General features: G+C 50.8%; 24 protein-coding genes and 1 riboswitch. Of the genes, 9 read left to right on the top strand and 15 right to left on the bottom strand.

All coding sequences use genetic code 11. The features are described from left to right. Positions 1-566: 566 nt before the first annotated feature. Positions 567-3,740 carry an amidohydrolase family protein gene (locus tag EYB30_RS15370; protein ID WP_166839813.1) on the bottom strand — a complete coding sequence of 1,058 codons (3,174 nt, stop codon included), beginning with the start codon at positions 3,738-3,740 and terminating at the stop codon, positions 567-569. 141 nt (positions 3,741-3,881) lie between these two features. Here EYB30_RS15370 and EYB30_RS15365 point away from each other — a divergent pair, with 141 nt between their 5' ends. The 3 genes from EYB30_RS15365 to EYB30_RS15355 all read left to right on the top strand — a co-directional run bounded on the left by EYB30_RS15365 (position 3,882) and on the right by EYB30_RS15355 (position 6,316). After that, positions 3,882-4,133, top strand: a complete 252-nt coding sequence (locus EYB30_RS15365) for a DUF1289 domain-containing protein (RefSeq protein WP_166839811.1) — start codon at positions 3,882-3,884, stop codon at positions 4,131-4,133. Between the two features lie 3 nt (positions 4,134-4,136). Further along, complete coding sequence (locus EYB30_RS15360) at positions 4,137-4,691, top strand: MgtC/SapB family protein (RefSeq protein WP_166839809.1); 555 nt, start codon at positions 4,137-4,139, stop codon at positions 4,689-4,691. A gap of 74 nt (positions 4,692-4,765) precedes the next feature. Next, entirely contained in the window at positions 4,766-6,316 is a 1,551-nt protein-coding gene (locus tag EYB30_RS15355) for a cation:proton antiporter family protein (RefSeq protein WP_166839807.1), read from the top strand. A 55-nt stretch (positions 6,317-6,371) separates the two neighbouring features. Here the strand turns inward: EYB30_RS15355 and EYB30_RS15350 are convergent, their stop codons facing one another. The 3 genes from EYB30_RS15350 to glpK all read right to left on the bottom strand — a co-directional run bounded on the left by EYB30_RS15350 (position 6,372) and on the right by glpK (position 9,229). Next, on the bottom strand, positions 6,372-6,743 hold the full coding sequence (locus tag EYB30_RS15350) for a DUF3718 domain-containing protein (protein ID WP_166839804.1): 372 nt from the start codon (positions 6,741-6,743) through the stop codon (positions 6,372-6,374). A 121-nt stretch (positions 6,744-6,864) separates the two neighbouring features. Next, a riboswitch (cyclic di-GMP riboswitch) is annotated at positions 6,865-6,960 on the bottom strand. A 76-nt stretch (positions 6,961-7,036) separates the two neighbouring features. Further along, complete coding sequence (locus EYB30_RS15345; protein ID WP_166839801.1) at positions 7,037-7,687, bottom strand: pyroglutamyl-peptidase I family protein; 651 nt, start codon at positions 7,685-7,687, stop codon at positions 7,037-7,039. 36 nt (positions 7,688-7,723) lie between these two features. After that, entirely contained in the window at positions 7,724-9,229 is a 1,506-nt protein-coding gene (gene glpK / locus EYB30_RS15340) for a glycerol kinase GlpK (protein ID WP_166839798.1), read from the bottom strand. Positions 9,230-9,316: 87 nt separating this feature from the next. On the opposite strand from glpK, the gene EYB30_RS15335 reads away from it, so the two are divergent. Then, the gene (locus EYB30_RS15335; protein ID WP_166839795.1) at positions 9,317-9,643 is read left to right on the top strand and encodes a DUF1840 domain-containing protein; all 327 of its coding nucleotides are present in this window, start codon (positions 9,317-9,319) and stop codon (positions 9,641-9,643) included. On the opposite strand, the gene EYB30_RS15330 is transcribed toward EYB30_RS15335, so the two are convergent. Genes EYB30_RS15330 through EYB30_RS15300 form a run of 7 tightly spaced genes read right to left on the bottom strand, consistent with a single transcriptional unit; the run spans position 9,644 to position 17,359 of the window. Continuing rightward, the gene (locus EYB30_RS15330; protein ID WP_166839792.1) at positions 9,644-10,168 is read right to left on the bottom strand and encodes a tetratricopeptide repeat protein; all 525 of its coding nucleotides are present in this window, start codon (positions 10,166-10,168) and stop codon (positions 9,644-9,646) included. It abuts the gene before it with no gap. A gap of 10 nt (positions 10,169-10,178) precedes the next feature. Then, positions 10,179-11,516: a sensor histidine kinase gene (locus EYB30_RS15325; RefSeq protein WP_166839789.1), complete on the bottom strand. Its 1,338-nt coding sequence runs from the start codon at positions 11,514-11,516 to the stop codon at positions 10,179-10,181. Further along, complete coding sequence (locus EYB30_RS15320; RefSeq protein ID WP_166839785.1) at positions 11,497-12,819, bottom strand: sigma-54-dependent transcriptional regulator; 1,323 nt, start codon at positions 12,817-12,819, stop codon at positions 11,497-11,499. The genes EYB30_RS15325 and EYB30_RS15320 overlap by 20 nt, the downstream gene beginning before the upstream one ends. A 3-nt stretch (positions 12,820-12,822) precedes the next feature. Then, entirely contained in the window at positions 12,823-14,016 is a 1,194-nt protein-coding gene (locus tag EYB30_RS15315; RefSeq protein ID WP_166839783.1) for an FtsX-like permease family protein, read from the bottom strand. A gap of 5 nt (positions 14,017-14,021) precedes the next feature. Beyond that, a complete protein-coding gene (locus EYB30_RS15310) occupies positions 14,022-15,323 on the bottom strand; it encodes an ABC transporter permease (RefSeq protein ID WP_166839780.1) in 1,302 nt (433 codons plus the stop codon). A gap of 10 nt (positions 15,324-15,333) precedes the next feature. Beyond that, positions 15,334-16,032, bottom strand: coding sequence for an ABC transporter ATP-binding protein (locus EYB30_RS15305; protein ID WP_166839777.1), 699 nt, complete (start codon positions 16,030-16,032; stop codon positions 15,334-15,336). A gap of 25 nt (positions 16,033-16,057) precedes the next feature. Then, positions 16,058-17,359: an efflux RND transporter periplasmic adaptor subunit gene (locus EYB30_RS15300; protein WP_241698056.1), complete on the bottom strand. Its 1,302-nt coding sequence runs from the start codon at positions 17,357-17,359 to the stop codon at positions 16,058-16,060. A gap of 167 nt (positions 17,360-17,526) precedes the next feature. Between EYB30_RS15300 and EYB30_RS15295 the strand changes: the two genes are divergently transcribed. From EYB30_RS15295 to EYB30_RS15275, 5 genes are all read left to right on the top strand, one after another. Further along, complete coding sequence (locus EYB30_RS15295) at positions 17,527-18,474, top strand: DUF3667 domain-containing protein (RefSeq protein ID WP_241698055.1); 948 nt, start codon at positions 17,527-17,529, stop codon at positions 18,472-18,474. A 99-nt stretch (positions 18,475-18,573) separates the two neighbouring features. Next, the gene (locus EYB30_RS15290) at positions 18,574-19,113 is read left to right on the top strand and encodes a hypothetical protein (RefSeq protein ID WP_166839772.1); all 540 of its coding nucleotides are present in this window, start codon (positions 18,574-18,576) and stop codon (positions 19,111-19,113) included. Positions 19,114-19,234: 121 nt separating this feature from the next. Then, positions 19,235-19,633 (top strand): hypothetical protein, encoded by a 399-nt coding sequence (locus tag EYB30_RS15285; RefSeq protein WP_166839770.1) that lies wholly within the window; start codon positions 19,235-19,237, stop codon positions 19,631-19,633. Positions 19,634-19,657: 24 nt separating this feature from the next. Next, positions 19,658-20,098 carry a hypothetical protein gene (locus tag EYB30_RS15280; protein WP_166839768.1) on the top strand — a complete coding sequence of 147 codons (441 nt, stop codon included), beginning with the start codon at positions 19,658-19,660 and terminating at the stop codon, positions 20,096-20,098. A gap of 1 nt (position 20,099) precedes the next feature. Then, complete coding sequence (locus EYB30_RS15275; protein ID WP_166839766.1) at positions 20,100-21,023, top strand: CBASS cGAMP-activated phospholipase; 924 nt, start codon at positions 20,100-20,102, stop codon at positions 21,021-21,023. A gap of 95 nt (positions 21,024-21,118) precedes the next feature. Here EYB30_RS15275 and EYB30_RS15270 read toward each other — a convergent pair whose 3' ends face one another. From EYB30_RS15270 to EYB30_RS15255, 4 genes are all read right to left on the bottom strand, one after another. Further along, on the bottom strand, positions 21,119-22,123 hold the full coding sequence (locus EYB30_RS15270; protein WP_166839765.1) for an ArsA family ATPase: 1,005 nt from the start codon (positions 22,121-22,123) through the stop codon (positions 21,119-21,121). Beyond that, a complete protein-coding gene (locus EYB30_RS15265; RefSeq protein ID WP_166839764.1) occupies positions 22,114-22,386 on the bottom strand; it encodes a cory-CC-star protein in 273 nt (90 codons plus the stop codon). Before EYB30_RS15265 ends, EYB30_RS15270 begins: the two co-directional genes overlap by 10 nt. Next, entirely contained in the window at positions 22,383-24,068 is a 1,686-nt protein-coding gene (locus tag EYB30_RS15260; protein ID WP_166839763.1) for a carbon starvation CstA family protein, read from the bottom strand. Before EYB30_RS15260 ends, EYB30_RS15265 begins: the two co-directional genes overlap by 4 nt. 95 nt (positions 24,069-24,163) lie before the next feature. After that, on the bottom strand, positions 24,164-26,032 hold the full coding sequence (locus EYB30_RS15255; RefSeq protein WP_166839762.1) for a tetratricopeptide repeat-containing diguanylate cyclase: 1,869 nt from the start codon (positions 26,030-26,032) through the stop codon (positions 24,164-24,166).

Raw genomic sequence — 26,032 nt, 5'->3', positions numbered from 1 at the left:
GGGTGCAGCAATCGCTGCTCAAATTGCTCCAGCTGGCTTAAATCGAAACCGGTCAGCTTCTCGATCGGTAAGGATAGTAATTCAGCTCGCCAGCCGACGAGCCTCAATACCAAAGTAGCACACCAGTGGCTTTATTAGCTGCTGGAAACTTTGCGGCAGGTACGAACTTTTCTGTTGGAGCCTGTTACGTTCTCCGTGTGACAGACCAGGCGCTCTGCTGTGTCTTCTTTGTCGGTAGCTTTAGCGTCTGCATCTTTAGCCGCAGCCTGAGGTGCAACTTCATTGTCAGTTTGGGTGTTGGCCGTTGAAGTCGGCGCTGTTGCGGTTGTTGAAGTGTCATTTACAGCACAACCGGCCAACAGTGAAAAAATGAATAAAATACTTAGGTAACGCAATGTAAACTCCTGTTTCTTTTTTGGTAAAAAAAGGAGGTTAATGCAGTGTGCGGATTATTTCAATAGATTAATTTTATTTGTATTGGTTTTGCTAATTATTTGAGTCTGCAGGATACAGGCTTGAATCTAAAAAAGGGGCCAGAGAACGCTGACCCCCTTTGGGGTTGCAATTTACCGCGGTTCAAACTCAAACGGTGCACGCTTTCGCTCGCGCAGGCCGATCTCGTTTAAGCTGTTGGCATCATATAGTCTGCCATTAACCATAGTATGGGTTACGCGGTCGCTTTGGCGGATGTCCTCAAGCGGATTACCATCAATAACGATGAGATCAGCAAGTTTACCCACCTGCAGAGACCCTAGTTGATGGTCCATACCAAAGGTTTTTGCCGGGTTAATGGTGGCGGTTTTAAGTGCCTCCAGTGGGCTCATACCGCCTTGGGCGAACATCCAGATCTCCCAGTGTGCGCCTAGACCTTCACGTTGGCCGTGGGCGCCAATATTGGCGACAACACCAACATCACTGAGTTCTTTCGCGGTTTTTACTACATTAAAGTGGTTGTAGTGATGCTCTGGTGCCGTAGGGCGGCGCATACTGCGCGGTGCCAGTTCATCCATTGGTACATAAGTACGCAGTTTCGGGTGTTTCCATACTTCGGTTTTGTCATACCAGTAATTCTCACCCCAGATACCGCCATAAGCCACATTTAGCGTGGGCGTGTAGGCGGTGGTGCTGGCCTGCCAAAGCTGTTTCACATCGTCATACACTTTTGCCGCCGGCAGGGCATGCTCAATGGTGGTGTGACCATCAACAATCATACTCAGGTTATGTTGCATTAATGAGCCGCCTTCGGGCACTACCATCAAATTCAGCTCACGCGCCGCTTGTATTACCTGTTGGCGCTGATTGCGCCTTGGCTGGTTATAACTTTTCACACTAAAAGCACCGGCTTTTTGTAAGCGTTCTAAGTGGAATTTCGCATCATCAAGACTATCGATATGCGAGGTATAACCTGCGCCTTCAGCACCGTATAAAATGGTGCCGGTAGAGAAAATGCGCGGCCCGGCAATGCGGCCGGCCTTTTGCATTTCACTGGCAGCAAAGACTTCGCGGGTATCATTGGACGGGTCATGAATAGCGGTAACGCCAAAGGCCAGCGAGGCATAGTTTTGCCAGTTTTGTTGCGGTATTATCTGGTTACTGCCCTGGCTACCATGTGCATGGGCATCAAACAAGCCCGGCATAATGGTTTTACCGGCAATATCGAACACTCTGGCTTTGGCCGGTACGGCCACTTCACCACGTTTACCCACGGCGATAATTTTTTGGTTTTCAACCAGCACCACGCCATCCTGAATCACTTCATCGCCGTTCATGGTAATCACCTGGCCGCCGACAAAGGCTACTGTGCCACGCGGGCTGTCGACCGGCGCAGTAAAGCCAAGATCTATGCCGTTTTTGGCGGCAAAGTCGGTTTTATCGCTAAACTCAAACAGACCTTCAATGCTGGCATGGTACAACTCGGGGCCTAAGCTCCAATACAGATGACGGCTGTTGCCGGCCCAGCTGATGTATTCACCGGCGCGCACCGACAACTGTTTTACCGGAAACTGTTTATCACTGCCGCTGATATCAATAGCGCTGCCGCGCTCGGTAAAGGGCGTGACAAACACTTTAAAGCGATCGGCAAAGGCCAGATATTTACCATCTGGCGACAGTTTAAACTCGGTGCCAAATTTAGCGGTGTACAGTGTTTGTTGGGTATGTTTGGTTAAATTGATACGGATCAGGCTGGGCGCTTTGGCATAATCCATCGCATAGACGTTATCATTGTCAGCACCAAACATAGGTAAACGGCCATTGCGGCTGATAAGCTCAGGCGTACCACCTTTGCTGCTGATTTTATACAGGCCGGTGTGTAACGACCACTGCCGGGGTAACAGGCTGCCGGCGCCTGTTTTACGGTACACCACCGTTTTGCCATCCGGGCTGAACACCGGCTCAACGTATTTGCCCGGTTCGCTGGTCAGTTTCGTAATACGGCCGTTACGTAAATTCAGAATATTTACCGCGCCCTGGCTATTATCGTTCCAGCTGACGTACACCAGCTGTTTACCATCGCGGGAAAACTGTGGGTAATATTCAAAGTCGGTGCTTTGTTTGGTTAAGCGCCGTGGTTTGGGGTTGTTAACATCAGTGATATACAAATGCCCCAGGGCGCTGAATACCGCTTGCTTGCCATCGGGCGATACCTGCACAAAGCGCAGCATTTTAGTATTAAACTGCTCTTTGTCGATGTCTTGTTTTACTCGCACAGCCGTTTGAATTTGTTTAGTGGTATCGACGCTAAACGGTACTGTTGCCACTTTTTTGTCCGCGACGCTGAGCTGCTTAATTTCGCCACCGGCCCAAAATAGCAGACTTTTGTTATCCGGTGTCCAGGCCAATGTCGGGTAAACGCCATGAATAGCCCAGGTTTCCTGCATGTCACGGTCTAAGCCATCGTACAGCTTAATATGCTCGCCGCTTTGTAGGTCATATAAAAACAGCGTGCTTTGAAAATCTACCCGGCGGATATAGGCCAGGTACTTACCATCGGGTGACGGTGTCGGGCGGATAGCACCACCGGCACCGTCGAGCACCACCTCCCATTTACCGGTTTCACGCTCAAAGCGTTTTATTTTATAAATACCGCTTTCTGAATCTTTGCTGTAATGAAAAGTTTTACCCGGGGTATCATCCTGCGAAAAATAGATATATTTGCCATCGGGTGAAAACGCCGGCTCGCCCAAATCTTTTTGATCGTTTGGCCGTTCAGTTAGCATAATGCCGCTACCGCCAGTTTTATGGTACTGCCAAATCTCACCGGCACCTAACGAGCGGCTGGCGGTGAAGTGCTTGCGGGCGACAATAAATTCACCATCCGGGCTCCAGGCCGGGCTGTTTAGCAGGCGAAAAGTCTCTTTGGTTACCGCACGCTGCTCGCTGCCATCGGCATTCATCAGCCAGATATTATCGCCACCGCCTTCATCGCTGGTATAAGCAATATATTTACCATCCGGGCTAAAGGTAGGCTGCATTTGCCAGCCAATATCAGGCGTTAAGCGTTTGGCTGCGCCGCCTGACACCGGCATAGTGTAAATATCACCAAGTAAATCAAAGGCCAGGGTTTTACCGTCCGGGCTTATTGCCACATTCATCCAACTGCCCTGGTTTACCTTAATATTGACGTCGTTAAACTGGCCTTGTGGGGCATTAACATCCCAGGCCGGGGCTTTGTCGGTTTCGGCCTGCAGGAAAAAGCTGCTGAGCATCAGGGCCAGCATACTGGGTTTAAAAGCGTTCATTATCGGTTCCTTGGACGTAAGGGGGTTATTATTATCAGAATACTGTTTGCCAGAGTGACATAAACTGGCATCAGAGTTAAGTTTTTCGCTATTATCTTGCGTTAGAACTCAGGCAAAAGCCGATAAAATCAGGAGAAAGTGGTGGTTGAATCGCCTTGTGTGGCCTGTTGCCGGTTAAATACTGATAAAGTCTGTGTTGGCTGTTATCGGCATATTACAGAAATAGTCGACTGGAACCGGCGTACAGACGATGAAAATGCAGCTATATTACAACACGTTGCGACACGAAAACGTCAGGCACAGTTAGAGAACCTAGCAGAGCAAGATACCAGCCCGATAACGCAGGCTGAATGGCAGGCGGCAAAACAACAACTGCGCACCGCTAAAGGATAAATTATGCCCGATTGGCAACTCGTGTTTAATATCAGCCCCTTTGCATGGACAGAGCTGGGCACGGCGTTATTGTGTGGCTTTATTATTGGTCTGGAGCGGCAATTACGCGGCAAACCGGCTGGTATTCGTACCTCAATTTTAATCGTGATGGGCACCTATGTGTTTATTGCGGCGTCGATGTCAGTTAACAGCGAGATGACGGATCCCTCTCGTATTATTGGTCAGGTGATCACCGGCGTGGGCTTTTTAGGTGCTGGTGTTATGTTAGCACGCGATGGCATGGTATTGGGCGTGACGTCCGCTGCGACCATCTGGGTGTTGGCGGCCATTGGCGTTTGTATTGGCATAGGCCAGGATCTGGTGGCCATTAAACTGTCAGTATTAGTGGTGGCAGTGCTGGTGGGTATAGACATACTGGAGAACTCATCCTCTGCGATGCGCCGCGGGGTGCACCGCACCTACAATGAATGGCTGCATCGTGCTAACGGTAATTTATTTGGCCGGCGAAAAGATGACAAGGAACAAACAATGAAACAGGATATAGATGATCCACATTAAAAGCGTTGATTGAGATAGCCAATATACTGACAACTCAAACTTTTACATCTAACACTAAAAACTGGAATTAACGGATGCTGGAAGCAGTTTGGATAGGTTTTGCTTTTTCTTTAGGTTTAGTGGTGCGCGCTATTGGTTTGCCGCCGCTGGTAGGCTACTTGCTGGCTGGTTTTGTTATTTCGGCAACGGCGGCTGATTTAGATTTACCCGCTGAAGGGCCTTCTATTATTCATCACGTTGCCCATTTAGGCGTGTTATTGCTGCTGTTTACCGTTGGTTTAAAGCTGAATGTACGCAGCCTGGGCAAGCCGGAAGTGCTGGGTGGCAGCACCTTACATTTTGCGTTGTCGATTATTCTTACCCTACCTGCGGTGCTATTTATTTTTGATGTTAGCTGGTATCAGGCGTTAATGCTGGCAGTGGCGTTAGCGTTCTCCAGTACAGTACTGGCCGCTAAGGTGCTAGAAGGCAAACGGGAGATCCGGGCGTTTCATGGCCGGGTGGCGATAGGTATTCTGATCGTACAGGACTTACTGGCACTGCTGGTGATGAGCCTGGCTAATGGCACTACACCATCGCCCTGGGCGCTGGCGGTGTTTGCTTTGCCACTGCTGCGGCCCTTGCTATACAAATTACTTGATGCCAGCGGGCATGAAGATTTATTAATTCTGTTTGGCTTATTACTGGCACTGGTTATTGGCGGCAAAGGCTTTGAAATGGTGGGCTTAAGCTCTGAACTTGGCGCTTTGGTATTTGGTGCTATTCTGGCTAAACATCCCAGAGCAGGCGAGTTGTCTAAATCACTTTGGAGCATTAAAGAGTTTTTCTTAGTAGGTTTCTTTTTACAAATTGGTATCGATGGTTTACCGGATGCCAATGCGTGGTTATTTGCCGGTGTAATGTCGCTATTACTGCCACTTAAAGCGATACTGTTTTTCCTACTGCTAATTATGTTTAAACTGCGCGCCCGCAGTGCCTTTTTAGCCAGCATTAGCTTAACCAATTACAGTGAGTTTGGCCTGATTGTCGCCAGTGTAGTATTACCAGAATGGCTGATCCCGTTGGCACTAACGGTGGCGCTATCCTTTGTCATTTCAGCGCCATTAAACCGGATGGCGCATCCGCTGTACGATAAGTTATGTAATCGCTTATTGAAATTTGAGCGCAATATTCATCATCCGGATGAGCAGCCGGTATCCTTAGGTGATGCCGATGTATTGATCATGGGCATGGGACGCACTGGTACCGCTGCATACAATTATCTGACCAGCAGCCGTAACATTATTGCCATGGACTCAGATCCGGCTAAAGTGGCTGAACATCAGAAAAAGGGCATCAATATCTTTTACGCCGATGCTGAAGATCAGGTGTTCTGGCAAGGGCTGAATTTTGGCCAGGTGGAAGCGGTTATTCTGAGTATGAATGACGTTGAAGCCAAAATGATTGCAGCAAAAAAATTACGTGATGCCGGTTTCAGTGGTTTTATCGTATCGCACAGCATGCATGATGATGAGGCCCGCGATATTATCGCTGCGGGTGCTGATCAGACATACTTAACGATGTCAGAAGCCGGTGTTGGTATTGCCGAGCACGTAAAGCAGCATTGTTTTACATTAAAAGCCTGAGCCACAAAGTAAAAAAGGCGCCACTGCGGCGCCTTTTCTATCGGTAATTCTGTGCTTAGCTGGCGCTACGCTCTTTGATCGCGTTGATAATTGGTGATGAACCAAAGCCATTGCTGGTTGCCCACTCAATATCGCCTGACGCCGCTACCTGGCTACCTGGTAACTGGCTGATAATAAAACCGGCAGTGTCTGCTGCGTTGTGTTTAATCGCGTGACGAACCAGTGGTAAACCGTCACACACGATACCCTCATATACGTTACGCAGACGTAAGCGGTTGTCAGACAGCGTTTTACGCAGGTTGTTTTTGCTGTCAGCAGCAACATAAGAGCAGATAGACTGAGCTAATTGGTCGTTTGCAGCAGCAGGAGCGCTGATAAATGAAGTGGCGGCGATAACGGTAGCTAAAGTGATTAATTTTGCTTTCATATTCGAGCTCCAAAATGTGAGTTAATTTGCAATCATTTATGCAACTTAGGTTGCAGAACACGAAAGGACATAAGGCATGTCGTTTAACTCTGACAGAGCAGAAGTAAACATCGCACTTAGCGACGGCAGCCCAGCTATCGTAGAGGCCAGTTTCCTGACAACCTTAGACCTGAAGCTTTGCGTGTTCATCCTTTCGGATGACTTGCCTTTCGAGCGGGCGCATTCTAATCGCCGCTTAAATTTTATGCAAGCTTAATTTTCGCTGAATAGAAAATGTTTTTTAATTTAGCCGCTTAGCCAAAAGCACTGGCCGGTCGTAACATGCTGTCGCTGTGTGCCAGACAGGCTTGTAGCGTCAGTTTGACTGCTTGCAGCATCTGCTCGCTGCTGATGCTGGCAATACCAGGCAGGCTGCAAGCTTGTTCTGGTAGCAAAGGCAGTTGTAATAAACCGCCTTGCAAGCTGGTATTCTGATGTTTGATATAGTGCATCAGGCCGTAAAAAGCATGATTGGCAACAAAGGTGCCAGCGTGATATGACAGTTGAGCCGGGATAGTGGCATGGTGCAGCTGGCTTACAATAGCATTCAGTGGCAGGTTGCTAAAGTAAGCCGCGGGACCATGCTGTGCGGTAAGGCTGTCGCAGGGCTGTTGACCGTCGTTGTCGCTGAGGCTGGCATGATTAATATTCAGTGCGACTTTTTCTACACTAATCTGCACCTGCGCTGGGTTTTGGGCCAGTATCAGCAGATGGCTGGGTTTGTGCACATTTATCAGTTGTTCCAACACCACCAGGCTGTGTTTAAACACGCAGGGCAAACGTTGTACCAGTAGTTGTGTATCGGGCGCCAGCATCCATTGTTCACGTTGCTGCAAGTAGTTAAACACGATGTTATCTGCACCGCGCGGTGCCGGGTCCAGCACTGCAATCAGTATATGACGCATTTGCCACTGCTCCATCAGTTGTACTTTGTTAACATACTACAGGCTTGCTGGTATTGCCAGATCCAGCGCAATCAATGCGGTTGTTACCCTTTGCCAGCGTTGATACAACACTCTTGCTGTCTCAGGTGTCAAGGCCGGTGCGACAGTGATGTCGCTGCGCCAAAGTTCAGTGATGTCAGTAAGCTGTTGATACCAGCCCAATTGCAGTGCAGCTAAAAAAGCCACGCCAAAGGCCGTAGCGTCAGAGGTGCCACAGCGTGCAATCGGTGTTTGGCTTATATCGGCCAGCGCTTGTAGAAACCAATGGTTGGCCGTCATGCCGCCATCTACCCGCAGGCAGGCGACCGGGATACCATCCTGGCGCATAACGTTTAGCAAATCACAACTTTGGTAGGCGACACTGCAAAGGGCAGCTGTTGCCAGTTGTGCCGGGCCGGTATCGCGTGTCAGACCAAATAAGGCCGCTTTTACTTCGGGTTGCCAGTGCGGCGTACCCAGACCGGTAAACGCCGGGATCAGCAGCTCTGCCTGCTGGTAATGGCTTTGCCGGGCCAGTGCCTCAGTGTCGCTGGCATGTTTAATGATACCCAGCTTATCGCGTAGCCACTGCACAGTGGCACCGGCCATAAAAATACTGCCCTCCAGCGCATAAGTCGTCTGGCCGTTCAGCCGCCAGGCCACGGTGCTAAGCAGCTTATGTTGGCTGTTAAGTGCGGTAGCGCCGGTATTTACCACGGCGAAACAGCCGGTGCCATAGGTACTTTTGCTCATGCCCTCTGCCGTACAGGCCTGCCCAAGCAGCGCCGCCTGCTGATCGCCCAGCATAGCCAGCACTGGTATGGCTGCACCGAGGAGATCCGGCGTCGCCGTGGCAAAGTGCGCAGCGTTATCCATTACCTTAGGCAATATCGCTGCGGGGATATTAAACAACTGCAGTAGTTCGGTATCCCAGCTTTGCTGCTGAATATTAAATAACAGGGTGCGGCTGGCGTTGCTGGCATCCGTTGCATGCACCGCACCGCCGCTTAAGCGCCACAGCAAGTAGCACTCTACAGTGCCAAAACATAATTCGCCGCGTTCTGCCTGTTGGCGCGCACCGCTGATATTATCCAGCAGCCACTGTAGCTTGGTTGCCGAAAAATACGGATCGGCCAGCAAACCCGTTTTTTGCTGCAACATCGGTTCAACGCCGGCATCTTTTAGTTGCTGGCATTGTGCAGCCGTGCGCCTGTCCTGCCAAACGATGGCCGGATGCAGGGCTTTGCCGCTGCTTTTATGCCACAGCAGCGTGGTTTCACGCTGATTGCTGATGCCGATAGCCGCAATGTCGGTGGCCGCCAGACCGGCTTGCTGCAATGCGTGGCGCATACACTGCAGTACGCTGTGCCAGATGTGCTCGGGGTTTTGCTCAACCCAGCCTGCTTTGGGGTAGTGTAAACTGATTTCCTGCTGCGCCTGGGCAATAATGCTCAGCTGACGGTTATAAATAATGGCACGGCTGGAGGTGGTACCCTGGTCGATAGCAAGCAGATATTTTGACATGGGTTAAGCTTTTCACGTTATGCTTAAGTTATTGTTCAGACTAGCAGTAAACATGGCGCCTGCCTACTGCCGAACCGGAGGCCGCGAATGATAGTGACATTTAAAAGCAAAGCCAGTGGCGATTTAATTTACTTTAAAGACGCTGCGCTTAGCTTACTTAAGTTGATGGGACGTGACGATAAAGTGCCCTCGGCGCTGTATGCCGAAGATGTTGGCGTGGCGCTCGCGCAACTGCAGCAAGGTTTGGCTGCTATTGCTGACACTGAACGTGCTAAAGCAGAGCAAGCAGAAGCAGACATAACTGACAACAAGCAGGGCGACAAAGTGCCTGTTAGTTTAAATGTGCGAGCGGTGCCGCTGATTGAAATGCTGCAAAAGGCACAGCGAAAACACTGTGCGGTAATGTGGGAATGACTATCCGCGGGGTGAGCGCTTGTCTACAGGTAGCAGCAAAGGGCTAAGCTCGTTGCTGGTGCTGAGTTGGTGGTATAAAAGTTGATGATAATTTCCCAGCCGGTCGGCTTCAACCAGCTGCAGGTGCTTTACGGCCTGGGCGTATTGTCCGGCCTGCCAGCTGATTTGTGCCAGCCGCAACTGATATATAGCGTAGGTATTGTCGTCTTCACCAGCGCTAAAGTAATTCAGTGACTGCAAGTAGTTATTATAGGCTTGGGTATATTGGCCCCTGAGTTGCTGGGTTCGGGCCAGGTTGCCATAGCTGACAATCAGCTTACCTTTGTGACCAATGCTTAAGGCCGCTTCCAGCGCTTTGGCGCGTAGTGTTTCTGCCGAGGCCAAATCGTCCCATTGATGTTTTATCAATGCCTGATTCGAGTAAAGCTCATACCAGAACAACGGATCACGGTTTTTGCTGTATTGCTGCTCTGCCAGCGCCAGCAGTTTAAAAGCCTGATTGCCCGTTGCTAATGCAAGGCACAAGTCTTGATGTCTAGGACGATGTTAAGCTCTGGCTTTGGTGTTTTGGCAGCCGCAACTGAACTTGCAACCCGGCACCTTGATTATGCACCGAGATGCTGCCGCCATGCGCTTCCATAATATCGCGGCACAGGCTTAAACCAATACCGGATCCGCCCTGTTTACTGGTATAAAACGGCACCAGAGCATGCTTAAGCTGCTCGTCGGTCATGCCGCCACCGTTATCACGCAGGTAAATAGTCAACTGCTGCGCTGTTTCAACAAAACTAAGGCAAATATTTTCAGGGGTTGCACCGGACTCATGGGCATTTTTAATCAGGTTCAGCAGCGCCTGCTGCAGCTGCTGGGTATCGGCCTGCCACGGCAATTTAGGTAGGTCGCCTGCCAGCTCAAAGTCGTATAAATCCTGCAGCTGATTAATCAGCCTTGGCCAGTTCACCTGCGCCATATTGGGGCTGGGCAGTTTGGCAAACTGAATATAGGCTTGCACAAACTGGTTTAACGCTGCACTGCGCCCACTGATAGTGGCAAAAATGGCGGCAAGCTCGTCCTGTTGTAGCTGGCTGGCACGCTGCTCACCGCTAAAGGCCAGCGATGATAAAGGCGCCAGGGTGTTATTCAGCTCATGACCAATCACCCGTAGCAGCTTTTTCCAGGCGCTGAGCTCTTCTCGCTGTATTTCCCGCGTCATTGGTTTTAGCAACACCAACTGATGCTGCTGCTGATTAAGCTGAAACCGGCTCAGTGATAAATGCCAGATACTGTTATCAGGCAAATGCAACAGCCCTTGTTGCTGGCTGCTTATCGCCTGGGCTAATTGCGGTTGTGTATTTAACACTGCGTTTAGCTTGGCACCGTCAAAAGCTTTACCATGGCTTAGCAGCTGCCGCGCTGCCGGGTTACTCATCAGGATGGTGTTATTGGCGTCGGTTAGCAGCATAGCGCTGGGGCTGCTTTGCAGTACGGTATCGAGCAGTAACTCACGCTGGTACAAAGAGGCGCGCTCGCTACGCAATTGCGCCGACATCAGGTTTAAACTGCCGGCTAACGCACTAAGCTCGCGCACCATCAGCTGATTGGCACTGGTATTAAAGCTGCCGTCCTGCAGATTTTGCGCATGCAGGTTAAGCGCATTGATTTCACGTTGCAGTGGTGCCAGCGCCAGCCGTTGTAACACTGCCAGTAACACGCCTGCAGCGATTATCGCTGTGCTGACTAGCCAGCCTGGTTGCCATAGTGTGGTTTGTAGTGCCAATAAGACCAGCGTAATAGCGCCAGATAGCAGATCCAACCGCTGCTGGCTGCTCAGGCGACGCTTGGATAACGGCAGGTTAAGGCGTGGCAATGCCATAGTACTCCATGCGCCGGTACAGTGCCTGGCGGCTGATGCCAAGCTGTTTTGCTGCCCGTGATACTACGCCACCGGCCTGCAGCAATGCCTGCTCCAGCGCCGCGCGGTCAATATCATCCAGCGCTCTTTTGCTGCCGCTGCTCTGTGGCAAGCCTAAGTCGCTGCTTTGGATCTCGCTGTGCGGGCTAAGCAGCAACGCACGCTGACAGACATTTTGCAGCTCGCGCACATTGCCCGGCCAGCTATACGCCTGAAGCTGCTGCCCGGCGTCACTGCTCAGCGTCTTTTTACCGGCTAAAAACAGCCGTGCCAGTGGCAGAATATCATCGGGCCGCTGGGCTAAAGCCGGCAGCGCCAGTTGCACTACATTAATGCGGTAGTATAAATCCTGGCGGAATTCGCCCCGGTTGATTGCCGCTGTTAAATCGGTATTGGTGGCGCTGATCAGCCGCACATCGACCTTACGGGTGACACTGGAGCCTAAGCGCTCAAACTCACCGGTTTGCAGTACCCGTAGCAGTTTCGCCTGGCCGGCCAGTGGCAGGTTGCCAATTTCATCTAAAAACAGGCTGCCACCGTCGGCGGCTTCAAAGCGGCCAATCCGGGTTTTGCCGGCGCCACTGTAAGCACCGGCTTCGGCACCAAACAGCTCGGCTTCCATTAAATCACCTGGCAGCGCGCCCATATTCACTTTGATAAAGGGCTTATCGCGGCGGGGTGAGTTAGCGTGCAGCACATTGGCAATGCCTTCTTTGCCGGCCCCGTTGGGGCCGGTGATCAGCACCGCGGCAGAGGATGGTGCCAGTTGCAGCGCCATCTGCAATAACTGCTGCATCTGGCTGCTGGCAAACACCAGGCCGCATAAATCTTTACCGGCAAAGGCGGCCTGACGCGCCTGTTCAAACTTCTGTTGTTGTACCGACAGTTGTTTCAACTGCAGTGCATTGGCAACCGTTAACAGCAGACGCTGGTCATCCCAGGGTTTGGCGATATAGTCGGTAGCACCGGCTTTGACCAGCTCAACCACCATTTCCAGTTGGGTCCAGGCGGTCATCAACACGATAGGGATATCAGGATATTGCTTTCGTAGCTGATAAAACAGGGTTTTACCCTGTTCGCCCTGCATCTGACCGGCGCTAAAGTTCATATCCTGCAGAATAAGGTCGATGGAGTTAACCGCTAACAGCTGCCAGGCCTGCTCAGGTGAGCGGGCGCAAAGTACCTGATAACCCTGCAGCGCAAACAGCGTTTGCAGAGCCTGACAGATTGGCTGATTGTCATCAATAACCAATAATTTCAGCATAGTTTATAAGGCTTTAGTGGCAGTGGCCGGTGACACCCGGGTAGCAATGGCCGCAGGATACCATGTTGCTACGGTGACACAAAGTAGTAACACCGCTATGGTAATTAGCGGTAAGTAGCCACTAAGTGCCGGTATGGAAATCACCTGCGCCAGCGCCTGGTTTAGCAGCAGTGCCAGCATAACACCAAGCAGGGCACCGACAGCGGTGCAAAGCCAGTTTTCACTTAGCAGTTCGATAAAAATAGTGTTTTTGCTGGCACCTAACGCCCGTTTAATGCCAATTTCCTGCTGGCGCTTTAATGCATGAAAATAGGTACTGCTGTAACTGGACACCATAGTGACCAGCAACATTAAGGCGCTTAAGATGGCCAGTAACATCGCCAGACCATATTCGTTGCGGTACAGGCGCTGATGCTGCTCGGCAAGGCTGCGGATATGAAATATTTCGATATTAGGCTCAACGGCACGTAACGTCTGATCAAGCCGCTGTCTGACGACATCTGCACGACCGGGTGTTGTGCGTAGTAAGATGCTGTAGCCCCAGTCTACGCCAAAGGGGGGGGCAACCTGAATGCTGTTAAACATCACATTAGTGCCGCTGCGCTGGCCGTAAAAGTCAGAGATAACTGCTGCCAAACGGCCGCGGTTAAGCTGTTGGCCAATAGCCGGTTTGTCCGCAAATAACTGCCTGGCCAGGCTTTGTGTTATCACCACATCCGGCGGTACCGGGTTATCCAGTGAAACCGACTGCTGCGGCAGTTCGCCTTGCAGTAACTTGCTGTCCAGCACGCGGAAAAAGTCTTTTGAGACAAAGTACATGGGTACCGATGGCTGATTGCTGCGGCCTTCTTCACCATCCAGATAGACATTGCCGTTGTTACCGCCCTGCAGGATTGCCGACTGGTTAGAATAAGCCGCGGCAACTACGTCAGGTAAGGCGCTAACAGCGGCCAGTTGCCGGTTGAGTAATTCCTCCAGTGCCGGATATACCCGTAACGAGGCCGTAGTGGGTTTAAGTTGCACCAGCACGATATTGTCCAGATCTAGTCCGGTAGGCTGGTTCAGCTGCTGATGAGTTTGTTGTGCCAGTAATATACTGTTTAACAGCAGCGCCAGTGTCATGGCCAACTGCAATAATAGCAGGGCGGTGACCACCTTACGGTTGAGTAAACCTTTTATCAGTAAATAGAAAGACATGAGGGTTATTCCTTAAGCTGCTGATTTAACGTGCCAAAAGAGGCGCGAAGCGACGGATATAAGGTGACCAGATAGCTGCAGACAACGGCGATGGCAAGCAGACCCAGTAGCAAGGGCAGATCCCAGTCTGAAAACAAACGGTTGGCAGGTAACAGCTGGTTCATCAGCTTGATACCGGCATAACCGGTAAGCAGGGCGCCGGCAATGGTAAAGCCGGCCATCAGCAATACATCGGCCAGCATCTGCAGTTGTAACTGGCTGCGGCTGGCACCCAGCGCGCGGCGCAGGCTAAATTCATACTGGTTACTTAAATAGCGGTTTAACGATAAGTGGCTGGCATTAAACAGGCACACCAGCAAAAACAACAGCGTAACTAAAGCAAAAGCCTTAATGTCGCTACTGTCGCCACCAAAGTAGCTGACAATGTCCTGCATCGCGACCAGTTGGTTATTCGGCTCTGACGGGTGGCGGCCGGCCGCTTTTTCATCCATCACCAGATTGTGCATAAACTGACGGTAAGCCTGCTGTTGTGCCGGCGTATCCAGCTGTACCCAGTATTGCAGCTGATGCAAGGCTCCGGTGCGGCCCTGGGTGCTTAACTGGCGATAGTCGGTATCATCAAAGGTGGATGACTGGCTGTTTGACAAATAATTCATGTCATAGCCGGTTTCCAGCGGCAGGTAGATATCGTCAGCATCAGTTAAATGATTGCGGTTATTGGCGTCATACAACCGGGGTAGCATTTGCCAGCTATCCAGTACCGCGCTGACAGTAACATTGCGGTCATCCAGCAGCAGAGTCTCACCAACCACGTCCGTGCGGCCAAACAGTTTTTCCGCACTGGCCCGGGTTAAAATCACTTCGTGGCGGGCACTGTTGTCCGGCCAGATACTGCCATGCAGTAGTGGCACCTCAAACATTGTGAAAAAATCGCGCTGCGTTATGCGGATGCTGACCGGCAATGGCGGTTGGCCGGCGTTGACACGCAGGTAACCGTCGGCACTGTACATGGCGGCGGCCTGACTGGGGATATCCGACTGGCTGAGCTTTTGCACATTACTGTAACTTAATACCCGCGGCGTGCGGCAATCTGTGGTGCACTGATAAGGCACCAGATTTATCATCGGAAAAAACAACTTGTCGCTTTTATCTGGCAAAGGGTCGCTGTTTAACTGATAGTAAAAAGTGGCATTGGCAAAAAATACCCCCAGGCCCACGCTTAAAATAAAAATAGTCAGCGCATAGGGCAGCGGCGCACGCTTAATGCCTTTGAGGCTGACTTTCAAATAATAAATAAACTGTTCCATTTGCGTTCCCTTATGCGCTATGCGCTGCCAGCGGCTCATACAAGGTGCTGTCGTGCAGCTGGCCGTCGATGATCTGAATATGCCTGCCGGCGCGGCGTGCCTGATCCGGGTCATGCGTCACCATTAAAATGGTGCAGCCTTGCTGGTTTATTTTTTCCAGCAGCTCCATCACCTGGCGCGCCATTAACGAGTCCAGGTTACCGGTGGGTTCATCAGCCAGTAGAATACGCGGCTGGCCGGCAATGGCACGGGCAATGGCGACACGCTGCTGCTGGCCGCCGGACAGCTGCCCGGGCAGGTAGTCGCGCCGCGCATGCAGGCCAACCAGCTCTAATGCCTGCTCAATTCGCTGTTTACGCGCGCTGGCGTTAAAGCCGCGGTAGCGCAGGGGCAGTTCGATATTGTCATAGATGCTAAAGTCTTTAATCAGGTTAAAGCTTTGAAAAATAAACCCAATTTTTTCATTACGCAGCTTAGAAAGCGCGGCATCACTCAAACCGGTTACCGACTGGCCATCCAGCTGATAGTCGCCGCTGTCAAAGCTTTCCAGGGTGCCGAGAATATTCAGCAGCGTAGACTTACCCGAGCCGGATGGGCCGGTCAGGGCAGCAAATTCGCCTTCATTCACTTGCAGGTTAACCTCGCGCAGGGCATGGGTTTCAATCAGTTCGGTACGGAAAATCTTGCTTAAATTGCTTAACCTAATCATTGTGTCGTCCTTTTTTTGCTAACCGTTAGTTCAGGTTTACCCTGTCCAGATCTTTAAACTCACTTAAGCTGGAAATAACCCATTGTTCGCCTTCAGTGGCACCGCTTAAAATCTCTACCCACTGCACCGACAAGGCGCCCAGTTCGATATTTTTGCGCAGTGCCTGATTATCCAGCACCTGATAGGCCTGGCGGCCACCGCCGGAGCTGACAAAGTCGCCGCGGGCAATTTTCAGTACATTGTGTTTGTGTTCCAGAATAACCCTGGCCGTTAAACGCTGACTTTGGCGCAGGGCAGTGCTGTCGGCTTCGTTAAAGCGTACTCTGGCGCTCACCTGATTGTTGCGCACCTCAGCCGCTATGGTGCTGATGCTGCCGCTTAGCTGCTGATTACCTAATGTCACTTCAACCTGCTGGCCGGGCGCTAAGTCGCGGGCGTAGCTTTCCGGTACGGCCAGCTCGGCCTCGTACTGGCTTAAATCGATTACCGTCAGCAGCGGCTGGCCGGGCAGTACATGGCTTTGCTGCTCGGTGAGCCAGTTACCCAGCTGGCCGGTCACCGGTGCGGTGATACGCAGTGCCGCTACTTTACGCTGCAGCTCGTCTACTACCAGCTGCTGACGGTGAATATCCTGCTCGCGCGAGCGCTGCTCAAATGCCAGTTTGTCCTTGGCCAGTGCCACTTTGCGTTTGGCGTGGTCAAACTCCAGTTCGGCTTTGGTCAGGTTGTCTTTGGCAATATCAAAGTCGAGTTTGCGGATAACGCCCATTTCAATCGACTGGCTGGCACGCTGCAGCTCGCGCCGCGCGGCCAGTAAGTTTACCTGAGCATTATTCATCACCTGCTCGATATCCAGCTGCTGCTCACGGGCCGCCAGCACCGAGCGTTCAGCCTCGCTTTGCATACCGGCCAGCACCGCCTGTTGTTGCTGTAAATCGTTTTGTAAGCTGGGGCTGGTAATAGTGGCCAGCAAATCGCCCAGTGTTACCGCTTCACCCGGTTGTTTAAATAACTGCACCTGGCCGGTTTCCTGACTGTACAGCGTAGGGGCGTTGGCGGCGACAATACGGCCTTGTACGGCGATATCGCGCACTAAATCGCCGCGCTGTACCACGGCAAACTGCAGCTGATTGCGTGGCAGCACCAGGCTGGCGCTTTCACCTACTGAATGGAAAAACGCCAAAGCTAAGGCGATAACCGCGCTGGCAATGGCCGCAGCCGGCAAAAAACGCCGAGCTGTGCTTTGGCGCGGCCGCTGCATTATGTTGTCTTGCTGTTCAGTGCCCTGGATCATCATATGTCCTTCATTGTGACTTATACCGTACATCTGCAGCTTTAATGCCAGATTTTAACCATTTGATTTAACTGAAAAATGTGGGTTGCTGGCTATGATTTTGGTTGTCCGCGGACACTTTGGGTGTCCGGCAACAGGCCGCGGACAACTATTGCCAAAACAAATGCTTAACGTAGAATCAGCACAGGAATACTAAAAGCGTGAGCAACAAAATGGATGCATCGGCTGATCAGTGTGATAACTGCTTTACCAGCTTACAGGGCGACTTTTGTCATCAGTGTGGCCAGGAAAAGAAAAGCTATATTCGTAACGTCAGTGGCGTGGTGACCGAGTTTTTTGGTGAGTTTAGTAACTGGGACACCCGGGTTTGGCGCACCTTAGTACCATTATGGTTTCGCCCCGGCTATTTAAGCCGTCGTTACGTTGATGGCCATCGCGTACCTTACGTACCGCCACTGCGGCTGTATTTATTTACCTCGATTATCACGTTTTTGATCTTTGCTAAATTAGTACCTGAGCCAACAATGAATGGCGCCACAGCAGGGGGCGCCGCGGCACAGCCGGTACAAAACGCCGGGCAGGGGCAGAATGTCTTGTCGCAGGTGATAGATGAAATTAACCACGATTTGCAGCTAAAACAGCAGAGTACGCCGGTAAACAGCAAAGCCGATTTTTTGTCTGACGAAGCACAGCAAGCCTTTGAGGCCAAGGTGGAGGCCATTGTTGCCAACCCTAAGTTGGCGATTAATAAGTTCTTCAGTCTGGCACCGCAGATGATGCTGCTGCTATTACCGCTGTTTGCGCTGATCCTAAAGCTGATGTATCTGCGTTCCAACCGCTACTACATGGAGCATTTAATTGTCGCGCTGCACAGCCACAGTTTTATTCTGCAGTTTTCTGTGCTTTATCTCGCGTTACAAACGTTGAGCCAGCATATCAGCTGGCCCTGGCTGATCACCCCGCTGCAATGGCTGGCAACAGCGGTGCTGTACTGGATCCCGTTGTACTTATTACTGTGCCAGAAGTTTTACTACCGGCAAAGCTGGGGTAAAACGTTACTGAAATTCTGGCTTACCAGCTCGATATACAATGTGTTGTTTGTCGCAGCCGTTTTGGGGTTGATTGTTTTAAGTATTTTATGGTCTTAAGTGTGTAGCGCAAAAAGATAAAGCTTAAAATCTGCGCTGCAGCGGACAGCGACCTGCTATCTTTAATGCCAATATCAACAAGTAACAGGCAGCAGGCAAATGACGCAATTACTGGATGTGGTTATCGGCAGTTTTCTCGGTAGCAGTGTGGTAACGGCATTATTAGGCGTGCTGTTTTTGCGCCGTAATAAAACCATTGAAACGCAGATAGAAGCCCAGTTTAACCAGGGGCTGAAAGTGTTGGAATCCACCCGAAGCTGGAAAGAGCAAGCGCTGGCCGAGCTGTTTGGCCCGCTACAAATGCAGCTAGAGCGCACCAAGCGCGCGTTTGAGCGCTGGGATAATAAAAACCTGCACCTGGAAGCCGAGGTGATTCAAAAAGGCAATATCGCGATCCGCGATTTGTTGCTGGCCAAAGGCCATTTAATCCCGGCACAGCTAATGGCGCATGCCATCGCACTGATAGAACATTACGATGCCTGGATAGAAGCCTATAACCGCATTCGAAACGACAGCACGCTAAATGCACGAACCGATTTCGTATTCGTCGGCCCGGCAGGCTACCCATTCCCGGCTAAAGCAGAGCAAGCGTTTAAAGACCAGTTTAAAGCGTTACAGCATGAACTGTATGGGGTGTGAAAATCACACAATAAGTGTGGACCAGAACTGAACCGAATTAGCGGCGATCCACAACATTTGCGTACTGTACAGTTGTGATTTAAACTGTACAGTACTGATATTAACCAAATAGGTCTATCACATGAGTACGTTAAAAAGCAGGGGCGGAAGCACTAGACTTTTTGTATCTGGCATACAAAGAGATGCTATATCAGAGATAATTACTCAACATATTGACTCCGAAGTAAATTTTAATAATGTTCGGGCTACGCTGCCAAAGATGCTTTCTGGCAGCAATGCAGTGGTTAGAGTAAACAACCGTGTTTCGGGTGATTTTATTGCATGCTCAGTAGAAGGGCTCACCTCGCTCATTCAAGATGCATTAGATCGACAGCAAACTGCGCCTTCTTTTTTCGACGGTATAGAATCTTTTGAAACAAAAGAGAAGATTGGCATGGCTGCGCTACACGATCTTCCTCCAAGATCGCCTGAGTACAGCAAAGAAGATGCGGACACCTTGAAGGGTCTATTAGAACGCTAATTTACATCCATAAAGGGAATTTAGATGTCTAATCTATTTATCATTGATGGTGTAGGCTTAGCTGGCCTTGCCATCATCTATCATAACCAAGATACCTCGCACCCACTGTATGAATTATTCAGTCCTACTGGCTCAGTCAATAAAAAGTATTTAACGAGCGAAGCGTCTATTATGGCCGCATTTAGTATGGTAGCTGATTTGAACAAACCTGACTTGATGGTTGCTTTAAAGCGAGTCGTTAAGTATTTCTTCGACATGACAGTGCCGTATTTTGATATTTTTTACAAAGACCATGTTAAGTTTTTTCAAGATTATGGCACCTTTGTGCAGGCTGTTGGTTCGCAGTACGCGCCACACATATTGGATTCTGCATATTTGGCGGCAGATCTGTATCCGGGTGCAATTATTGTAGGCCGGGAAACTCCCTTCTATAAACACCACAAGATAACTGTTGAGGCGGTCTAACATGCTGAATATGCTCTGCTTAACAGGGGGCGGTTATCGAGGGCTTTACACCGCCGCAGTGATCCGAAGTCTGGAAAAAGAATTTGACACCGAAATCAAAAAGCAGTGTGACTGCATTGCAGGCACAAGCATTGGCGGCATCATTGCCATAGGACTTGCATTAGGTAAATCCAGTGATGATATCATTACAGCCTTCCAAACCTATAAAGCCGACATCTTTAAGTCTAAAGGCTGGTATCACAACTATCTTTATTCCAGCCGTTACACTAATGATGGTCTCAAAAAAGCCATTAACGCTATTTTTGGCGATTTTGCTCAAAAGACAATGCAAGATTTAAAGGCACGCTCAGGCATCGATTTACTAATCACAACGGTAGAATTGAATACAGGCAAGACACTACTTATTAATACCATTGACGATGACTATAAGTCTTGGACGTTAGAACAAGTCGCTTTAGCCACATCAGCAGCACCCACCTTTTTTCCAGCGTTTACGCGAAGCAAAATACGCTATATCGACGGTGGCGTAATCTGTAACATGCCGGATATTGTGGCTGCACAAACTTACAGCAGAATGCGAGCTGTCTCGCTCGATGAAATCAATATCTTATCTATTGGCACATGTTATCTGTCAGAAAAGCACTGTACCGCGAAAAAAATTGCTGATAATGCTGGTGGTATAAGGTGGGCGCGTAACCTAGAGTACTTTATCAACATTCAGGCACCGCTTGTACGCCAACAATGCGAAGCCTTGTTTATGAAACACCGATATGCCCGATTAGATTTTCAATTGGACGCAGAAATTAAGCTGGACGACATAAGTGGCAGCACTGAAAGAAAACTACTCGACGCTGCAAAACTAACAACCAGCCAAACAAACATTCTACAAAATGATGCACTACTCCAGTTCATGACAATAAGATAATGCGTGGCTTGAATATCCAATATGTCCGCTCCTTGCCTATAGCGGACTAACCCAGCCTAACTATTTGATATCCGCTTCACGCCCTGAGCCGCTGGCTATAAACCGGCTTGCTCAAGTAGCGTTGCCATATGCTGCAGTGCGCCAAGCCCCTGAATATCGGTGGCTTGCAGCGGCACTTTATAGCGTGGCAGTTTGGCAAAATCCTGCCCTATCTGGGCTAAATGCACTTTTTCCTGCGCGCGCCTTGCCGCGAGAAAATCACCATCGGCACTGTCGGGTAAAATGCGGTTTACCACTAAGCCAGCCAGTGGCAGTTTTTCCTGTTGCAGGCTTTGTACTGCACGGCCGGTTTCCAGTATTGGTAGTTTTTCTGGCGTTAACACAAACAGCAGGGCAGTGCGGCTGGCATCAGTTAATACTTCACGGGTGCGCTGCAATAAGCGCTGGCGTGCCAGCAAAGTATCGGTAATAGCTTTATTGCGGGCGTCCATACCGGCGGTGGCGTGCTGGTTTGGGTCGTCAAGCGGGCTGTCGATATCGCGCCCGGCTTTGGGGGTTAAGTGGCCTAATACATCGCCGAGCTTTTCCGAGCGCTTATTGGCATTGAGCAGGCCCTGAGTCCAGGCGGCCATCGCTTCTGGCAGGCTTAGCAGGCGCAGGGTGTGGCCGGTAGGGGCAGTGTCAAAAATTACCAGGTCGTAATCGTTAAGGCCTATCTCAATGACATTGGCGATGCGCTCGAGCATCGCCGCTTCCTGGGCGCCGGGTGACTGACGGGTTAGGCGCATTTGCCGCTCTATTTCGCCAAACATTTCCGGCCGGGTAAAGCGTTTTAACTGGGCTGTGACTTTAGCCAGGTGCTGCTCTACCTCGCGGTCGGGGTCTAGCTCCAAGCCGTCTAAATTTGGCGCTAAGCGGGTAATGTTGTCGCCAATGTCGCGGTCGAAGGCATCGGCCAGGCTGTGCGCCGGATCGGTAGAGACCAACAGCACTTTTTTGCCGCGCGTTGATGCCAGTACCGCCAGTGCAGAGGAGGTGGTGGTTTTGCCTACACCGCCTTTACCGCCAATGAGCAGCACGCGTTTATTGGTTAACAGCATTTAATATTGTCCAGTGGTGAGTGTTCCATGCCCATGCGGGTATGCCAGTCGTGAAAGCGCTCGAGCAGCAGCGGCTGCAGCTCGAGGGTGTAGTAACTGGCGGGGTTGGGTACGCCCATCATTTCAGAGAAGATAAGCAGCATAAATAAATCATCCTGCTCACGTTTGGCGCGCGCTATCGCACTGCGATAGGGCGCGTTATAGGCTTCTTCAGCGTAAAAACTGGCCTTTTGGAACCAGGCCTTGAATTTATCTAAACTCATGTGTTTTGCGTGGCGGTTTTCGCTTTGTTGGCTTTAATCTGCTTGGTCAGCGCTGAGCTGGATTCCAGAATAACCAGCACAGCCGCCACCAGAATAATTAAGTCCAGCGTAAACAGGAACCAGTCGCCCTTATCATAGAAGCTTTTCAGCTGGATTAATAACCCCAGTGTGGTCATGGTGAGCAAGAACATCAGTGGCGCTAAGGTGTACCACATAGGCCGGCCCAGTTTTACCAGCATTACCGTGATCACCAGCAGGGTTAAACCGGCCAGTAACTGGTTAGTGGTGCCAAACAGTGGCCAGATCATTAAACCGCCTGAGCCATCACCCCCGGCACCAAAGGCCAGCAGTAAACAAGAACCAACTGCCAGCAGGGTAGCCGGTGCCGCTTTTTGCATCCAGCTGATGTTATAAATGCTGCCCCATTCCTGAAAAATATAACGCTGCAGGCGCAGGCCGGTGTCCATAGTCGTACCGGCAAACAGCACCACCATTACCGTTAACAGCGTTTGCGACAGCACCGTATCTAAGCCTAAGCCATTTTGCAGAATATTCGCGCCACCTTTGATAAAGGCCGACACGCCGCCCTGGCCAAAGCTGTGGTAAATCGCCTGCCAGTCGGCCAGGGTAGCAAAACCGGCGGTGGCGGCAATAATGGCAGCCAGTGCCAGTGAACCTTCGCCGACAGCGCCGAAGTAACCGACAAAACGCACATCCGGCTCTTTATCAATTTGCTTAGAGGTAGTGCCGCTGGACACCAGACCGTGGAAGCCTGAGATAGCGCCACAGGCGATAGTGACAAACAGCAACGGAATAAGTGATGGGGTGCCCTCTGGCACATCAGTATTAAACGCCGGGGCAACGACATCAGGGCTGGCCAGAATAACGGCGCCGTATAACAGGCCCAGGCCAATAAACAACTGAATACCGTTGATGTAATCGCGCGGTTGCAGCAGCATCCACACCGGCAGTAAGGAAGCGATAGCGGCATACACAAACAGCAGAATAATCCAGCTTTGGTTGTCGCTTAGCGGGCCGACCATCTCAGGCAATGAGATAGGCAGCATAGGGCCGATATAAATCATACCGTACAGCGCCACTACACCGACGATAGTGACCAGCAGCAAGCCCATATTTTTGCGGTAAATTAACTGGCCGATAATCAGTGCTACCACGATGGCGCCCCACACCGGAATAGTTGCGCTGGGGAAATTAATTAACTGGCCGGCAATCACCACGGCAAATACCGCGTTGACCATCAGCAGCACCAGGAAAATGACAATCATAAAAATACTGCGGGCACGGTTACCGACGATATCGCCGGTTAAAGCACCGATAGATTTGGCTTTGTTGCGGCTACTGGCCCAGATGGCGCCGGCATCGTGTACACCGGCAAAGAAAATAGTGCCGAATACCACCCACAAAAAGGCCGGAACCCAGCCCCAGATCACGGCAATGGCCGGGCCGATAATAGGCGCGGCACCGGCAACTGAGGTAAAGTGATGGCCCCATAAAATGTACTTGTTAGTAGGAACATAGTCGACGCCGTCTTGCATCTCATGTGCCGGCGTTCTGAAATTAGGGTCAACTTTAAAGATTTTCTCGCAAATAAACTTGGAGTAGACGAAGTAACCCAGCGCCATAGCGCCAAGCCCCATCAACATCAGAAAAATGGCATTCATCGTTTAGCCTCAGTTGCGGTTGATTTTATTGTGGTTAGGGTCAGCCAAGCATAGTACAAAAAGGCTAGACTAGTGGGTATTAGACTAAAGTCGCGCTAGTCGCTGCGCTGGGTTTGATCGCGGCCGGCGGCTTTGGCCTGGTATAAGGCATCGTCGGCCCGGCCCAGGCTGATATTCAGTGGTTCATCAGGGCGATACTGGCTGATACCTATGCTGCAGGTTATACGCATTTTTTTCGGCGTTTCGGGAAACTGAATATCCGCTATCGCCTGACGTAGCCGCTCGGCAATGGCAAAGGCTGCGTCAGCGTCAGTATCAGGCAGCACTATTAAAAACTCCTCGCCGCCGGTACGGCCAAAATGATCCTGCGCGCGTAGCATCGACGCGACTGTCATACACATTTGCTGCAGCACAATATCGCCAACATCGTGGCCATATTTGTCGTTAACTTGCTTGAAATGGTCTAAATCCAAGATCAAGAAACAGAGCGACTGCCCGGTATCCAGCGCTTTAACCCGCTCTTGCTCGGCTTGCATCATAATGCGGCGGCGGTTGGCAATTTGTGTCAGCTCGTCGGTCATTGCCAGCCGGTGCAGTTTACGGTTACGTTTTTTCAACGATACGGCAAAGCTAAACAGAATCACAAACAGTAAGGCTATCAGGCTAAGGGCGGCATATTGCCAGCGCTGTGCCATCTGCAGTGTGCTGACATGCTGTTCAACCAGTTGTTTCTCGGCTTTTAGTTGATCATTACGCTCTTGCTGACGTGCCGAGTCGAACTGGAAACGCAGCACATTGCTTTGTTGTTCACGCGATAACGTCAGTTGTTGCTGGTTCAGGCTGACATACTGCCGCAAGCGCTGGTAGGCCTGCTGATATTGACCGGCGTGGGCCAGGGCGGTGGCTTTGGCATTGTGTAACAGCAACATATAGCGCGGGTTGTTTTCAATGCTGAGTTGTTGCTCTGCCTGTTGCAGTTTTACCAGTGCTTGCGCAGCGTTGCCCAGCGCTGTTAAGGTTTCAGCGTTGTACAATGCCAGCAAGCCTTGATACGTTGCCAAGGCAGACAGATCGGGGGCTTTAAGCTGCGCCAGTTCAGTTTCGGCTTCGTTGGCCAGTTGCAAGGCCTCAGGGTAGCGCTGTAACAGGTTGTGGATCCACACCAGATTGACCTTGGTGTAGCTGCGCCATAAGGGCTCGTCTATTTGCTGATATACCTCCATCGACTGCTCAAACAGTGCCAGAGCCTGTTCATACTGGCCTAGCTCAGCATAAGAATACGCTTTTTCATGCATAATCAGCGCATGGCGAAACTGCTCATTGGGCGCAGTAAATTCTTGCTCGGCCTGCTCAATATAGTTCAGCGCATCCTGAAATAAGCCCATGCGCCGGTACGTTGCGGCAATAGATAACACCAAATCGCTGATATAGGGTTTGTAGCCTAAACCGCGTTGCAACTGGTAAGCCGTAACATAGTGCTGCATGGCATCGGCGTAATTACCCCTATAAGAGGCAATATTACCCAGCAAGGCCAGACTGACAGCAATACTAAGCGGATTTTCGCTGTCGCTGGCCGCTTGATAGCTTAGCTGAGCCTGTTGCTCAGCACGCTGTACCTGACCAATTTGGCTATACAGGTAGTAGCGGCAAACATAATAATCTGCCAGCGCAGCATGATCCTGACGCTGTTGGGCGGCAGAGATTTTGTCGTCGCTATAGCGGATCCCGGCCTGAGGTTGGTTATAGTAGCGTAACAGGCAGCTTAGCCGGTCCAGCATATGGCGCCGGTTGGCGTCATCAGGCGGCAGTGCAGCCTCAAGTTCAGCTAATGCTTGCTGGTAATCGGCAGCGGAAAAAAAATAACGCTGGCCACTTTCAATCTGTTGTACCAAGGCATCAAACTGCGCTGGCTGCTCAGCCAGTGCAGTGTTAATAAAAAGCGTTAGCGCAAAATATTTATACAA

The organism is Rheinheimera pleomorphica, assembly GCF_011634895.1.
Classification (GTDB): Bacteria; Pseudomonadota; Gammaproteobacteria; order Enterobacterales; family Alteromonadaceae; genus Alishewanella; species Alishewanella pleomorphica.
This window is presented reverse-complemented; position numbering and strand designations above follow the sequence as displayed.